This is a genomic window from Enterobacter cloacae complex sp. I2 (assembly GCF_014896205.1).
In the GTDB taxonomy this organism is placed as follows: Bacteria; Pseudomonadota; Gammaproteobacteria; order Enterobacterales; family Enterobacteriaceae; genus Enterobacter; species Enterobacter quasihormaechei.
The window spans coordinates 1-14,605 of record NZ_JADBRA010000033.1; the positions used below are offsets into that span (position 1 = coordinate 1).

Annotated in this window: 16 protein-coding genes and 1 pseudogene; 11 read left to right on the top strand and 6 right to left on the bottom strand. The window is 55.6% G+C overall.

Annotation, left to right across the window (positions count from 1 at the left end; genetic code table 11):
* From IM300_RS21450 to IM300_RS21465, 4 genes and pseudogenes are all read left to right on the top strand, one after another.
* A pseudogene (locus IM300_RS21450) lies at positions 1-94 on the top strand (dimethyl sulfoxide reductase subunit B); the annotation flags it as partial.
* Between the two features lies 1 nt (position 95).
* Complete coding sequence (locus IM300_RS21455; RefSeq protein ID WP_193038279.1) at positions 96-950, top strand: dimethyl sulfoxide reductase anchor subunit family protein; 855 nt, start codon at positions 96-98, stop codon at positions 948-950.
* Between the two features lie 44 nt (positions 951-994).
* Entirely contained in the window at positions 995-1,609 is a 615-nt protein-coding gene (gene dmsD, locus IM300_RS21460) for a Tat proofreading chaperone DmsD (RefSeq protein ID WP_193038280.1), read from the top strand.
* 108 nt (positions 1,610-1,717) lie between these two features.
* Positions 1,718-2,029 (top strand): YebG family protein, encoded by a 312-nt coding sequence (locus IM300_RS21465; RefSeq protein ID WP_193032514.1) that lies wholly within the window; start codon positions 1,718-1,720, stop codon positions 2,027-2,029.
* A 134-nt stretch (positions 2,030-2,163) separates the two neighbouring features.
* On the opposite strand, the gene IM300_RS21470 is transcribed toward IM300_RS21465, so the two are convergent.
* From IM300_RS21470 to IM300_RS21480, 3 genes are all read right to left on the bottom strand, one after another.
* Positions 2,164-2,478, bottom strand: coding sequence for a hypothetical protein (locus tag IM300_RS21470; RefSeq protein ID WP_063866831.1), 315 nt, complete (start codon positions 2,476-2,478; stop codon positions 2,164-2,166).
* Positions 2,479-2,516: 38 nt separating this feature from the next.
* Positions 2,517-3,194, bottom strand: a complete 678-nt coding sequence (gene catA / locus IM300_RS21475) for a type A chloramphenicol O-acetyltransferase (RefSeq protein WP_193038281.1) — start codon at positions 3,192-3,194, stop codon at positions 2,517-2,519.
* Between the two features lie 86 nt (positions 3,195-3,280).
* Positions 3,281-4,165: a LysR family transcriptional regulator gene (locus tag IM300_RS21480; protein WP_193038282.1), complete on the bottom strand. Its 885-nt coding sequence runs from the start codon at positions 4,163-4,165 to the stop codon at positions 3,281-3,283.
* A 114-nt stretch (positions 4,166-4,279) separates the two neighbouring features.
* On the opposite strand from IM300_RS21480, the gene IM300_RS21485 reads away from it, so the two are divergent.
* From IM300_RS21485 to clcB, 7 genes are all read left to right on the top strand, one after another.
* Positions 4,280-5,407, top strand: a complete 1,128-nt coding sequence (locus IM300_RS21485) for an alpha/beta hydrolase (RefSeq protein ID WP_193038283.1) — start codon at positions 4,280-4,282, stop codon at positions 5,405-5,407.
* Between the two features lie 215 nt (positions 5,408-5,622).
* The gene (locus tag IM300_RS21490; protein WP_193038284.1) at positions 5,623-6,366 is read left to right on the top strand and encodes a YoaK family protein; all 744 of its coding nucleotides are present in this window, start codon (positions 5,623-5,625) and stop codon (positions 6,364-6,366) included.
* A 262-nt stretch (positions 6,367-6,628) separates the two neighbouring features.
* Positions 6,629-7,339: an osmoprotectant ABC transporter permease OsmY gene (osmY, locus tag IM300_RS21495; RefSeq protein WP_193038285.1), complete on the top strand. Its 711-nt coding sequence runs from the start codon at positions 6,629-6,631 to the stop codon at positions 7,337-7,339.
* An 18-nt stretch (positions 7,340-7,357) separates the two neighbouring features.
* Positions 7,358-8,257 carry an osmoprotectant ABC transporter substrate-binding protein OsmX gene (gene osmX / locus IM300_RS21500; RefSeq protein WP_063866836.1) on the top strand — a complete coding sequence of 300 codons (900 nt, stop codon included), beginning with the start codon at positions 7,358-7,360 and terminating at the stop codon, positions 8,255-8,257.
* 8 nt (positions 8,258-8,265) lie between these two features.
* Positions 8,266-8,913 carry an osmoprotectant ABC transporter permease OsmW gene (osmW, locus tag IM300_RS21505; protein ID WP_063451473.1) on the top strand — a complete coding sequence of 216 codons (648 nt, stop codon included), beginning with the start codon at positions 8,266-8,268 and terminating at the stop codon, positions 8,911-8,913.
* On the top strand, positions 8,913-10,061 hold the full coding sequence (gene osmV / locus IM300_RS21510) for an osmoprotectant ABC transporter ATP-binding protein OsmV (protein ID WP_063451474.1): 1,149 nt from the start codon (positions 8,913-8,915) through the stop codon (positions 10,059-10,061). Before osmW ends, osmV begins: the two co-directional genes overlap by 1 nt.
* A gap of 104 nt (positions 10,062-10,165) precedes the next feature.
* Entirely contained in the window at positions 10,166-11,476 is a 1,311-nt protein-coding gene (gene clcB, locus IM300_RS21515) for a voltage-gated ClC-type chloride channel ClcB (protein WP_112793271.1), read from the top strand.
* On the opposite strand, the gene bioD is transcribed toward clcB, so the two are convergent.
* From bioD to IM300_RS21530, 3 genes are all read right to left on the bottom strand, one after another.
* A complete protein-coding gene (gene bioD / locus IM300_RS21520; protein WP_193038286.1) occupies positions 11,411-12,106 on the bottom strand; it encodes a dethiobiotin synthase in 696 nt (231 codons plus the stop codon). The genes clcB and bioD overlap by 66 nt on opposite strands.
* Positions 12,107-12,237: 131 nt before the next feature.
* A complete protein-coding gene (gene mlc, locus IM300_RS21525; protein WP_193038287.1) occupies positions 12,238-13,458 on the bottom strand; it encodes a sugar metabolism global transcriptional regulator Mlc in 1,221 nt (406 codons plus the stop codon).
* Positions 13,459-13,579: 121 nt separating this feature from the next.
* Entirely contained in the window at positions 13,580-14,485 is a 906-nt protein-coding gene (locus IM300_RS21530) for a LysR family transcriptional regulator (protein WP_107535257.1), read from the bottom strand.
* Positions 14,486-14,605 lie beyond the last annotated feature (120 nt).

The following is a 14,605-nucleotide window of genomic DNA, read 5'->3' on the forward strand; positions in this document are numbered from 1 at the left end:
CTTCACGAAGCCGAGTATTGTGATTAAACCTAACGCCAACAGCCGTCCGACGGGTGACACCACCGGCTACCTGGCCAACCCGAAGGAGGTGTGAGATGGGAAGTGGATGGCATGAATGGCCGCTGGTGATCTTCACCGTTTTCGGGCAGTGCGTGGCCGGCGCGCTAATCGTGATGGGTTTCGCCTGGCTGAATAAAAAAGAGGAAGCGGCTAAACGGCGCATCGTTCGCAGCATGTTTTTTCTCTGGGTAGTGATGGGTATTGGGTTTATGGCCTCGGTACTGCACCTCGGCTCCCCGCTGCGCGCCTTCAACTCGCTTAACCGCGTGGGAGCGTCAGCGCTGAGTAATGAGATCGCAGCGGGTTCGATCTTCTTTGCCGTGGGCGGTTTCTGGTGGCTGGTATCGGTTATCGGTAAAATGCCCCCTGCTTTAGGCAAAATCTGGCTGGTGGTCAGTCAACTCCTGGGGGTCGTTTTTGTCTGGGCGATGACCCGGGTCTATCAGATTGATACCGTTCCGACCTGGTATACGGGCTACACCACGCTGGCCTTCTTCCTGACGATGGCGCTTGCTGGTCCGCTGCTGGCCGCGCTGCTGCTGCGGGTTGCAAACGTGACATATAAAGGTACCGTTGCCGCCTCCGTCAGCGTGCTGGCGCTGCTCGTCTGCGTGGCGGTCGTCGTGTTGCAAAGCAACGCACTGGCGACGATCCAGAGTTCCATCCAGCAGGCCAGCGCCCTGCTGCCGGATTATGGTTCGCTTCAGGTCTGGCGCATCGCGCTGCTGGCGGCGGGCTTAGGCTGCTGGATCTGCCCGCTGATTCGGCGTCAGGAGCCGAACACGCTCGGCCTGTTAGCAGGTTTTGTGCTGGTGGCGCTGGGTGAACTTATTGGCCGTGGGCTATTTTATGGTCTGCATATGACCGCAGGGTTAGCGATTGCAGGTTAACACAGGCGCGCGGGACCGCCCGCGCGCAAGTAAGGAAAGTTGTAATGAATGACGTCTCACATCGCGAATCGTTCGCGTTCAGCGCCCGGGTATTGGGCGCGCTGTTTTATTTTGCCCCGGACAGCGAACAGACTGCGCCGCTGGTGAGCGCCCTGACCGCCGGTGACTGGGTGCAGGACTGGCCGCTGCCGGAAGAAAGCCTGCTGCCCGTCGCCGCTGCGTTTAAAGCCCCGTCGGACGAAGCGTTGAAAAACGCGTGGCAGCGTCTGTTTATTGGCCCATATGCCCTGCCCGCTCCTCCGTGGGGCTCCGTCTGGCTCGATCGCGAGTCCGTGCTGTTTGGCGATTCGACCCTCGCGTTGCGTCAGTGGATGCGTGAAAACAATATCGCCTTTGAAATGCAGCAGAATGAGCCGGAAGATCACTTCGGCACGCTGCTGCTGCTGGCGGCGTGGCTTGCCGAGAACGGTCGCGACACAGAACGCGACCAGCTTCTGGCCTGGCATCTGCTGCCGTGGAGCACGCGTTTCCTGACCGTATTCGTTGAAAACGCGGCCCATCCTTTCTACGCGGCGCTGGGTAAACTGGCTCAACTGACCCTGGCAGACTGGCAGTCCACTTTGCTGATCCCGATTGCAGAAAAAACGCTGTACCGATAACAGCGCCTGGCTTGCACATCCGTTGTGCTAGCCAGTTTCGCACATTTTTGCTGCAACACCACGTCGCAACTGTTATACTGTATATAATTACAGTACCGGAGGCGCAAAATGGCTGTTGAAACAAAATTTGTTGTCGTAAGAAAGGGTGAAGAGAAAATGACATTTGCCAGTAAGAAAGAGGCTGACGCTCACGACAAACTGCTCGATATGGCAGAAGCGTTCACCGACTGGCTGTTGCAAAGCGAAATGCAATTGGATGAAACGCAGGCGGAGAACCTTGGGCTGTATCTCGCCGAGCAGAAAGAAGCTGTTCAGCATATCCTGCGTACCAGCAAGCTTCCCGAGCGCGATGCTGCAACGGATAAAACAGCGGCGGATGCGGATGGCAGTAAAAAAATCCGTGCCGTTAAAGCGGCCTGATCGTCAGAATCCCCATCACTTGTCCTGCCACCGTGAGCTGGAAACGGCTCACGGCTTTAATATTATCGGCTTACAGAACGTCGCGCTGGATATTTTGCCTTTAATTCATCCAGCGTCACCATGAGAAGGGCCTGTTATCTCGATTTGTCCGCCTCAACATTTACGCTAACGTTCAGCCTTTTTGCTTCAATGGTTAACATTTTTTGGGCCAAAGCCATATCACCCCCGTGCACTTTATCTATAAGATTTTGTACAAGGGTCATCATCAGGAAATGTTTATTCGCGGGACAGAAATCTGTCATAGTGATTCCGTTATCCTTCAGGCGTTGATGCGCAACCGTCTCTGTCTCTGCAATTATTTCAGCAACTTTCTCATGCATGATGTCGATCTGCTCGAAAACAATGCCGTTAATCATTTCAATCTGTTCTGGCGTAAAATTCGGTTCCATCAATTCCCCTCGTCAGGCGTAGGTTAAAAACACGTGCATCACACGGTGAGCGCTTCGGAATGGCGCGGTAAATTATCACATAACTCTTGCAACTCATTGATCAGCCTTGCCAGGTGGAAACCATCGCACACGGAGTGATGGACCTGAACGGCGAAAGGCAACAAGACTTTTCCATCCTGGTTATAGTATTTTCCAAAGGTGAACATGGGTGCAAAAAAGTTCTGCATGTTAGCCACGTTGATATTAAAACTGGTAAAGCTCGCCCATGGAATATCCGATATGAAGAATATATTTTCCCGGGACTCTTCCTTAGGCCAGTAGGCAAGATTATCACCATAGCGAGAAACGTCTTCTGCATAAACGTTCTGAAAGTGATGAATATTCCCGTCGAAGTGACTCCACAACGATGAAAACGTCTCCGTTTCTTTATGGAAAAGGGTATAGCTTGGATGCACCTCCTTCCATATTACAAGTTCATTATCCTTCATAGCCATACGGAACTCAGAATGGCGGTTAACGACTGTGGCGATAATAGAAATAATCGAAGGATAAAATTTCCAGCCAACCTCTTTGATATGTTTCAGCAGCGCCGTAATATCCAGCTGAACCGTTTGGTTAATCGTGCATTGAGCAAAGCTCTGAAAGACTTCAAAATGCTCTTTCCTTGCCCAACTTGATAAATCTACAGCCGTATATTCTGGCGTTAATTTTGTCATTTCTTAGCCTTAATTGAGCAGCGCTATATAAAAGAGTAGCGTAACACAAACCCAGGAGCTGTATAGACGGCAGCGCAGAGGCACCCCTAAATTTTCAGCGTATCGATTACCGCTCTCAGCGCCGGGGAGACGTTGCGGTGCGGGTAATAGAGGTAAAGCCCGTCCATCCGCAGACTGTAGCGCTGCAAGACCCTTATCAGCGTCCCGCGCTCCAGATCGTCAGCCACCAGCTCTACCGGGACATAGGCCAGCCCGAGTCCCAGCCGCGCGGCTTCGGCTTCCATATAGCTGTCCGAAAAGGCCCATTGTCCTTCCGGGCGGTGAGCAATACTTTTTCCGTCCTGAATGAGCTCCCATTGATAGTGGCGACCGTCGGCGAACTGATAAGCAATGCAGGGATGCGAAGTCAGATCAGCAGGCACCTGCGGGAAACTATAGCGCCGGAAATGCGCCGGGGCGGCAACCACGGCCATCTCCATATCGGGCGTAATGCGCACGGCAATCATACCTTGCCCCACCTCCGGCCCCAGCCGGACGCCCGCATCGAATCGCTCGGCAATAATGTCCACGAACCGGCTTTCATTCATTAATTCCAGACGAATATCCGGGTAACGCTGTTTGAATATAGCGAGCTTTGGCAGCAGACATTTTTCAATGGCGTGCTGGCTGGCATTTATGCGCACCGTGCCGGAGGGCGTCTGGCGGTAGTGTGCCAGTCTGGTCAGCCCGGTATCGAGCGCATCAAAGGCAGAGCCGGCAGTCTGGTAAAGCTGTTCTCCGGCATGGGTCAGCGACAGCTTGCGCGTGGTACGCACCAGAAGCTGAACGCCCAGCCGCTCTTCCAGCTCCCGAACCGATCGGCTGATCCCGGATTGTGCCAGCCCGAGCCGCTGTGCGGCTGCCGTGAAGCTCCCCTCCCGCACCACCTGGATAAACAGATACAGCTCATTGTAGTTCTCTCGCTTTGCCATTACGCCTCGCGAACCTATAACAAAATGATATTAATTCTAGCAGCCATTGGCCTCTAATCAGCACTATTACTGCTAATTATAATGACCGCATAACAACAACACACGGTATCTCTTATGAAAACATTCACCCAAAACCTATCCGTTGCGCTGCTGCTGTGCGCATCATTAAGTGGAGTGACGACAATGAGTTATGCAGAAACGCTAAATCCAAACGCCCCCGTTTCCATGGTAACTACCTGGGATAAAACCTTCGCCGAGAGCGATAAAGTCATTCACCGCAAGGTGACGTTCCAGACCCGATACGGGATCACTCTGGTGGGCGATCTGTACCTTCCTAAGAACCGCGGCGACCAGAAGCTGGCGGCGATTGCCGTCAGCGGGCCGTTCGGTGCGGTTAAAGAGCAATCCAGCGGTCTGTACGCCCAGACCCTGGCTGAACAGGGGTTCGTAACCCTGGCCTTCGACCCATCCTATACGGGTGAAAGTGGCGGCCAGCCGCGTAACGTTGCCTCCCCTGATATCAACACCGAAGACTTTAGCGCCGCAGTGGATTTCCTGGGGCTCCAGAAAGAAGTCGACCGTAATCGTATCGGCATTCTCGGCATTTGCGGCTGGGGCGGTATGGCGCTGAACGCGGCATCCATGGATACCCGCGTGAAGGCGGTCGCCACCAGCGTAATGTACGATATGAGCCGCGCGATGGGTCACGGCGTGGGCGACGGGAAAGATCGCTATTCAGCGGCTGACCGTCGGGCCGTGTTGGAGTATCTGAACGCCCAGCGCTGGAAAGATGCCGAGAGCGGCACTTTCGCCCATGGCGGTCATGATATTAATGTCGATGAGAACGGTAAGGTGACGGCAGCCGAGCGTATTCTGCCGGAAGCATTGCCCGCCGATCCGCATCCGGTACTGAAAGAGTTCTACGACTACTACCGTATGCCGCGCGGCTTCCATGCCCGTTCCGTAAACTCCACCGGCGCATGGACCGCGACCATGCCGTTGTCCTTTATGAATATGCCGCTGCTGAGCTATGCCGGGGAGATCGCCATCCCGACGCTGATCGTGACCGGTGAAAACGCGCATTCTCGCTATTTTGCGGAAGATGCGTTTAAGGCCGTCGGCAGCAAACAGAAAGAGCTGGTGATTGTTCCGGGTGCAAACCATGTTGATCTCTACGATAACGTCGCAGGAAAAATCCCGTTCGCGCAGTTTGAGCAGTTCTTCAAAACCAGTCTGAAATAAGCTCCCCGCCCCCGGCAATCACGGGGGCGGTATTTTTGCCCGTCAGTCTGCTCGCGCCATCAGCAGTAAGGCATTATATTAACAGGGTTATTTTATTTAATTACAAAACCGCGAATACCTCCCGTTGAATTAATAATTAAGCAATATCCTGGTCAGCCAGCGATATCGCTTTGTTAGCTTGAGGAATCAGGCAAAGCTCAAACCGGAGGTATTCTTTGCTGATTAAGTTAAAGAAAGAACGAACGCATCAGGAGGATCGCCGTCTTGCTCTCTGGCTGGCCACCTCCGCAGGACTGCTGAATGCCATTGCGCTGGGCGCGTTTGGCTTTTTTCCCTCACACATGACCGGCAATACCTCACAACTCTCCAGCGAAGTCTCCTCCACCGACCTCAACGATATTCTTTTTTTTGGCGCCATTATTCTGTCGTTTGTCACGGGTGCCATCGTTGCGCGGATGATTGTTATCTGGGGGATTATCTATAACGTCAGGCTGGTATTCAGCCAGGTTCTTTTTGTTGAAGGGCTATTACTGGCCGGGGTATCTCTGTACGAAATGTATTTTCACTCCTTTGCCACGAATCAGGAGATTATTATTTTCCTGTGCGGGCTGATGGGCATCCATAATTCTACCTCCACTCAGCTATCCGGCGGTCGGGTGAGATCCACGCACATTACCGGCACGCTGACCGATGCGGGCATTTCGCTGGCCTCCGTTATGGTCGCCATGCTGCGCCGGGATTATTCTAAAGACACGGCTGCGCAGAAGAGCCAGCTCAAGACCCATTTAACCACCCTTTTCTCGTTTATTACCGGAGGGATCGCAGGGCTGATCCTGTTCAGAGAATTTGGATTCCACGCGATGCTGGCGCTGGGGCTAATGCTGGTATTCATCGCCGCCTTTTCGATCGTTCGCATCTCCTGGCGCGTGCGAAAGGTGCGCGCCGCCCTCGGCCGTTAGGGTTTATTAATGAGTCTTAGGTGACATTGTCACTTAAGACTCGCTTCTTTAAGACTATTCTGCCTGCCCGCTGACAGCCCTTATGCCATAAGGCTTAACCCTGGTTGTCACTAATTTCATAGGGTTACTGTTTTACCCCCTTCGCTGGAACCCTTCCGCTTCGCTTGCTATAGGTGAAGTACCCCTGCCGAAACATGGCATAACAACAGGCAACCGCAACCGGTGGTTGCTATAACGCATGCGCACAGGGAGACACACCGCAATGCATCCACTACTCAAACGTTCGCTGCTTTTTGTCGGCGCCATTATCGTGGTTCTCGCTCTCCTCACCTGGGGAATTGGGCTGGATACGATCAAGGCGCGCCAGGTTGACCTGATCTACCTCGGGCAACAGCATTTAATTTTGGTTTTCTCCTCAATGTTCTTTGCCCTGCTGGTCGGTATTCCAAGCGGCATCCTGCTGAGCCGTCCGGCGGCACGGGGTATCGCCGAATACGTGATGCAAATCTTTAACGTGGGCAACACCCTGCCGCCGCTGGCCGTTCTGGCGCTGGCGATGGTGGTGATTGGCATCGGCGATAAACCGGCCATTATCGCCCTCTTTCTGGCCTCTCTGCTGCCGATTGTGCGCAACACCTATGCCGGGCTGTGCTCTGTTCCCGCGTCACTGCTGGAGGCGGCAAACGGCATCGGCATGACCAAGTGGCAGCGCCTGCGTCAGGTCGAAATCCCTAACGCCTGGCCGGTGATGCTTTCAGGTATTCGTATTGCTACGGCGATTAACGTTGGTACCGCGCCGCTGGCATTCCTGATCGGTGCCAGCAGCTACGGCGAGCTGATTTTCCCGGGTATTTATCTGAATGACTTCCCGACGCTGATCCTGGGCGCGGCGGCCACCGCCTTGTTCGCCCTGATTCTGGATACGCTGCTGGCGGCACTGGGTCGACTGCTGAGCCCACATCTCGCACGATAATTATAACAAGGAGCTTCTATGAGACTGTTTTCCGGCCTGACGGCGCTGTGCGCCGCCGCGCTCTTCACCAGCCAGGCGCTCGCCGCGCCGCTGATCCTGGCGACCAAGAGCTTTACCGAGCAGCACATTCTCTCGGCCATGACCGTGCAGTATCTGCAAAAGAAAGGGTTTCAGGTGCAGCCGCAGACCAATATTGCGACGGTGATATCCCGAAACGCGATGATCAACAAACAAATCGATATGACCTGGGAGTACACCGGTACGTCGCTGATCATCTTCAACCACATCAACAAACGCATGTCGCCGCAGGAGTCTTACGAGACGGTGAAACGTCTTGACGCGAAGCACGGTCTGGTGTGGCTCAAACCTGCCGACATGAACAACACCTATGCCTTTGCCATGCAGCGCAAGCGCGCCGAGGCTGAACATATCAACACCATGTCTGAGATGGTGGCGAAGATTGAGCAGATCCGTAAAACCGATCCGGATAACAACTGGCTGCTGGGTCTTGACCTGGAGTTTGCCGGGCGTAGCGACGGGATGAAACCGTTACAGGCGGCCTACAACATGACGCTGGACCGCCCGCAGATCCGCCAGATGGATCCGGGACTGGTCTATAACGCGGTGCGCGACGGGTTTGTCGATGCGGGGCTGATCTACACCACCGACGGGCGCGTGAAGGGCTTCGATCTCAAAGTGCTGGAAGACGATAAAGGCTTCTTCCCGAGTTACGCCGTGACGCCGGTTGTACGTAAAGACACGCTGGAGGCGAACCCGGGGCTGGAGGAGGCGCTGAACACCCTCTCTGCCCAGCTGAATAACGACGTTATCACCGAACTGAATAAAAAGGTGGATATCGACCATCAGTCACCGCAGCAGGTCGCCCGAGATTTCCTGCGTAGCAAACAGTTGCTGTAGGAGGCGCTATGGAGACGATTCACTATATTTTCGACAACTGGGACTATCTCTTAACCCTGACGCTGCAACACCTGTGGCTGGTCGCGCTGGCCGTGGGCCTGGCGATTATCATCGGCGTGCCGCTGGGCATTTTGATTGTTCGCCACAAATGGCTGGCAACTCCCGTGCTGGGGATCGCCACCATCGTGCTCACCATCCCGTCTATTGCGCTTTTCGGCCTGATGATCCCGCTCTTTTCGCTGGTCGGTCAGGGCATTGGCGCCCTGCCCGCAATAACGGCGGTGTTTCTCTACTCGCTGCTGCCGATTGTGCGTAACACCCACACGGCGCTCGACAGCCTGCCCCCCGGCCTGCGTGAAGCGGGACGCGGCATCGGCATGACCTTCTGGCAGCGTCTGCGCTGGGTGGAAATCCCGATGGCGCTGCCGGTCATTTTTGGCGGCATCCGCACCGCCGTGGTGATGAACATTGGCGTCATGGCGATTGCCGCCGTGATTGGCGCGGGCGGTCTGGGCCTGCTACTGCTTAACGGTATTGGCGGGAGTGATATTCGTATGTTGATTGCGGGCGCGCTGATGATTTGTCTTTTAGCGATTGTGCTCGACTGGTTGCTGCACCGTTTGCAGGTGGTACTGACTCCGAAGGGGATTCGATAATGATAAAACTGGAAAACCTCACCAAACAATTTTCACAGAAACACGGTCAGACGTTTAAGGCCGTCGACAACGTCAACCTGAACGTGCCTGAAGGGGAAATGTGCGTGCTGCTCGGCCCGTCCGGCTGCGGCAAAACCACGACCCTGAAGATGATTAACCGTCTTATTACGCCCAGCAGCGGGACGATCCTGATTAACGGCGAAGACACCAGCGGGATGGACACCGTGACGTTGCGCCGCAACATTGGCTATGTGATCCAGCAGATTGGCCTGTTCCCGAACATGACCATCGAAGAGAACATTACCGTTGTGCCGCGAATGCTGGGCTGGGACAAAGCGCGCTGTAAATCCCGTGCCGAGGAGCTGATGGATATGGTGGCAATGGATCCGCATAAATTCCTTCACCGCTATCCGCGTGAAATGTCCGGCGGCCAGCAGCAGCGCATCGGCGTCATCCGTGCGCTGGCAGCGGATCCGCCGGTCCTGCTGATGGATGAACCGTTCGGCGCGGTCGACCCGATCAACCGCGAGGTGATCCAGAACCAGTTCCTGGAGATGCAGCGCAAGCTGAAAAAGACCGTGATGCTGGTGAGCCACGATATTGACGAAGCGCTGAAGCTGGGCGACCGTATCGCCGTTTTCCGTCAGGGACGTATCGTGCAGTGCGCCAGCCCGGACGAACTGCTGGCGAAGCCGGCGAATGAGTTTGTCGGTTCGTTTGTGGGCCAGGACCGGACGCTGAAACGTCTGCTGCTGGTATCAGCGGGTGACGTCACCGATCAGCAGCCGACCATTACGGTACGCGAATCAACGCCGCTGTCGGAGGCCTTCGCCACCATGGATGATAACGATATTCGCGCCATTACCGTGGTTGATGAGCACGGAAAACCGCTGGGCTTTGTGAAGCGCCGCGAAGCGCGTCACGCCAGCGGTGCCTGCGCGGACATTCTGCACCCGTTCCGCATGACCGGGAAAGCCGAAGACAACCTGCGCGTGGTGCTTTCTCGCCTGTATGAAAGCAACACCAGCTGGATGCCGATTGTGGACGAAGACGGGCGCTATAACGGCGAAATATCCCAGGACTATATTGCGGAGTATTTGAGTTCAGGACGTACGCGCCGGGCGTTGAATATTCATAGCGACACTTAATCCTGTATGCCGGGCAATGCCCGGCTTTTTTTCGCACGTATACCTTTTGCTAACCTCACGTTTTCCCATCACAATATTGTTTTGTCCTCACGTAATTGCGACCCATGCAACGTCTTCACGCTTACCCCGACATCCGCGCGATGTTTCGCCGACTCCTGATCGCTACCGTCACCGGCGTGCTGGCGGCGCTGGCCGTTGCGGCGTTTCGCCACAGCATGTATCTGCTGGAGTGGCTGTTTCTGAGCAACGAAAGCGGAAGCCTGGTGAATGCCGCTGCTGCGTTATCGCCCTGGCGTCGCGCGCTCACGCCTGCGCTGGGTGGTCTGGCCGCGGGAATGCTGCTGTGGGGATGGCAGCGCATGACGGCACAACGTCCCCACGCCCCGACCGATTATATGGAGGCGCTGGAAACGGGTGATGGCCAGTTTGATTACGGCGCCAGTCTGGTGAAATCGTTCGCCTCGTTGCTGGTGGTCGCCAGCGGAAGCGCCATTGGCCGGGAAGGTGCCATGATCCTGCTCGCCGCCCTCGCCGCCTCCTTTTTTGCACAACGCTGTACGCCGAAATCTGAATGGAAACTGTGGATCGCCTGCGGCGCCGCCGCCGGGATGGCCAGCGCCTATCATGCGCCGCTGGCGGGCAGCCTGTTTATCGCAGAGATCCTGTTTGGCACGCTGATGCTGGCTTCCCTCGGCCCGGTAGTGATTGCCGCCGTGGTGGGCCTGCTCACCACACGTCTGTTAAGCCCCGGCGCAAATACGCTTTATGCGGTGCACCTGAGTGAGACATTAACGGCGGCAGATTATGCGTTGATAGTTGGCGTGGGTCTGCTGGCGGGCGTTTGCGGTCCGCTGCTGATGTGGCTGATGGGGTTTAGCCACGCGCTGTTTCTGCGTCTTAAGCTCTCACCGCCGTGGCAGCTGGCGTTGGGCGGGCTGATCGTCGGGCTGCTGTCGCTGCTGACGCCAAAGGTATGGGGGAATGGCTACAGCGTGGTTCAGGCATTTTTGCAGTCGCCGCCGCTGCTGTCAGTGATTGCTGGCGTCTTTATCTGCAAGCTGCTGGCGGTGCTGGCAAGCAGCGGGTCCGGCGCGCCGGGAGGCGTGTTTACGCCAACCCTGTTCGTCGGTATGGCAACGGGAATGCTGTTTGCGCAGATAGTTGCGCTGTGGTTTCCTGGGGCTGAGACGGCGATCCTGCTTGGGCTGGCGGGTATGGCGACGCTGCTCGCCGCCACCACGCATGCGCCAATCATGTCGGCATTGATGGTATGTGAAATGACCGGGCAGTATTTTTTACTCCCCGGTTTGCTGGTTGCCTGTGTTGTGGCGTCGGTATTGTCGAGAACGTTACGCCACGACTCGATCTACGGACAGCATACCGCCGAAAGCCGAGAGATCGATGTAGTGCGTTAGTTCGCGCTGCTCCGCGCGAGGCAGATAAGGCAGTTCGCCCACCAGCGGGCCAGGCAGTTTTTTGCTCAGCACGTCGATGATTTCAGCGTAGTGTGCAAGGCCCGGATTGATCCGGTTCGCCACCCAGCCAATCAGCGGCAGGCCGTCATTGGCGATAGCCTGCGCCGTCAGCAGGGCATGGTTGATGCACCCTTCCTGAATGCCCACGACCATAATCACCGGCAACTGCTCCTGCACCACCCACTCGGAAAGGGGACGTAAATCGTTCATCAGGCTGCGCCAGCCGCCGGTCCCTTCAACGACCACGTGGTCAACCTTTTCGCTAAGATTCGCCAGACCATCTGAAAGCAGGCTGTAGTTGATCGGCCCGCTATGAGCGACGCTGCTTTCCTCCTCGCTCAACGCGATAGGATTGACGGCATCATAAGGCAGTTCCAGAGACGAGACGCTTTGCAGAACCAGGGCGTCCTTATTGCGCAGCCCTTCTGGCGTCTCTTTACTGCCTTTTGCAACCGGCTTGTATCCTGCAACGCGTTTACCGCTCGCCGCCAGGGCCTGGAGTAACGCGCGGGATACGACGGTCTTCCCGACAGACGTATCCGTACCAGTAATAAAGAAACGCTTAAGCATGACTCATTCCACCTCTTGGGTATGCTTCAAAAAATATAAATCAGGTAAATAATTCAGTGGAGAAAGTCTACGGGAAGCGTGCGCTACCCGGCTTGAGATAGCGCAATTTTTCGTACATCTCTGGAAAAGAGTTAGCCCTGAAGCAAACGAATCAGTAATGAGCCGTTGTACATGGCATCTTTAACCAGTGCGGCACCGGCCATGGTGCCCTGGTTGGAAAATTGCGTACTTTCGACCACGATATTTTTGCTGTATGCGGGAAGCGACTGCTGGTTGATACAGGCGGAAATCGCCGGGAAGAGAATATCCGCCGCCTGGCTGAGCGGGGAGCCAATGAGTATTTTTTGCGGATTAAACAGGTTCACCATAATCGCCAGGATGCGCCCGACATTATTGCCTACGCCGGTAATGATGTCCTTCGCCAGCAGATCGCCCTGCCTTGCTGCGGTGCACAGTGCGTCGACGCTCAGCGGCTGTCCGTGCAGCGTGGAGCTCATCGACTGGCTAAGCCGCACCTGCGCCAGTTCCAGCACGTTTTCCACGCTGGCAATTGTCTCCAGGCAGCCATGGTTACCGCAATAGCAGCGTTTTCCGTACGGATCGACCTGCGTATGGCCGATCTCCACCAGGCTACTGCTGCCGGCGTGTAAAAGACGCCCGTCGGTGATCACCCCCGCGCCAACGTTGTGATCAATCACAACCTGAATGACGTCGCGCGCGCCGCGCGAGGCGCCAAACAGCGCCTCCGCCATCGTCCAGGCGCTGATATCATGCTGAATGTACACTGGCACACCGGTATGGCTTTCCAGCACTTCACCCAGCGGCATCTCTTTCACGTTCTCGTAAAAGGGCATGCGGTGCACAATGCCATTTTCGGTATCAATAATTCCCGGCAGGGTGATCGCAATCGCCGTTAAGCGTTCAAGACGCTGCTGGTGGCGAATAAAGAACTGGTCGATATGGGACAGAATGGCATCGAGGAGAGGTTGCTCTGCATCGAGCGGAAGGTCCAGCTGGTCTTCCACCACCATCTTACTGCTGAGGTCGCGCAGCGCGAGGAAGATTTCCCCGCGGCTGATGCGCATCGACAGGTAGTGCCAGGCTTCCGTTTCCACCACCAGCCCTACCGCCGGACGGCCACGGCTGCCCGGCTCCTGAATTTCGGTCTCCTGAACCAGATGGGCTTCCAGCATTTCGCGGACAATCTTGGTAATACTGGCGGGTGCCAGTTGTGCCAGGCGCGAAAGATCGATACGCGAAACCGGACCAAGCTGATCAATCAGGCGATAAACGGCGCCCGCGTTGGTCTGCTTGATATGATCGATATGCCCTGGCTGACTATCAGCAACCACCTCGCACTCCCTTATTTTCGAGCTTCGAAATAAACTGAGGGCTATGGTGAAGCACTTCAATGGCCGACGTCAAATTTTTACTTAGCCATGTGATTTACTGCACATTTTTGCCCACTTTTCCCTATAAATATTGCCCGTAAGATGCGGTAAGTAATTGTGCTTTGAAACGCTGTGCCGCATGGCTCTGTTCATGATGTTTAGACCACACCAGCCACATCTCCGAGACCGCATCCTGCTCGACAATCTTCACCCAGCGCATCTCCGGCAGCTGCACCCGTTTAAACGAGGCCGGGAGAATCGACACGCCAAGCCCTGCGGCAACGAGCCCAATGATCGTCATGGCTTCCCCCACCTCCTGCGCGATAGTCGGAACAAGGCCATATCGCCGCATCAGACCCAGAATATCGTCGTACAGCCCGGTTCCCACCTGGGGGTCAAAAAAGACGAACGGCTCTTTCGCCAGTTCAGCCAACGTGACGCCAGGCCGGGCGGCGAGAGGATGGTCGCTGGGGATCATCGCCATCAGTGGTTCTCGCAGGATCACCTGCCACGCCAGGGTATCAGGCAACTGCGTGTTACGCATTAGCCCCAGGTCGAGCGATCCTTCGTTCAGCGGCGCGATTTGCTCCCGGGTATTTATTTCACGTGTCTGAATATGCACATCCGGAAAGTGACGGCGAAACGATGAGAGCGTTTGTGAAACAGCGCTGATAAAGGGGGCCGAGGAGGTAAACCCGATGCGCAGCTCCCCCGTCTCACCGAGATAAAGCCGTTCCGCTCTGGCGGCGGCGTCTTCCACCATGCTCAGGATCTGTCTGCTATCGGTGAGAAACTGTTTTCCCGCTGCCGTCAGGCTCACGCTACGGTTGGTTCGCGCCAGCAGACGCGCCCCCACCTGCTGCTCCAGGATCTGAATCTGCTGGCTTAGCGGTGGCTGAGAGATATTCAGCCTTGCCGCCGCGCGCCCAAAATGCAGCTCTTCGGCGACGGCGACAAAATAGCGGAGGTGACGCAGCTCGATATTCATATTTTTAAAGTATCATTTGAGATTATTAATATATTAGACAGAATATTTACATTTTCCTACTCTGATCTTGTGGTCATACCCGTCACCAGAAACCACGGGGATGTTTAAGCAAGGATTATG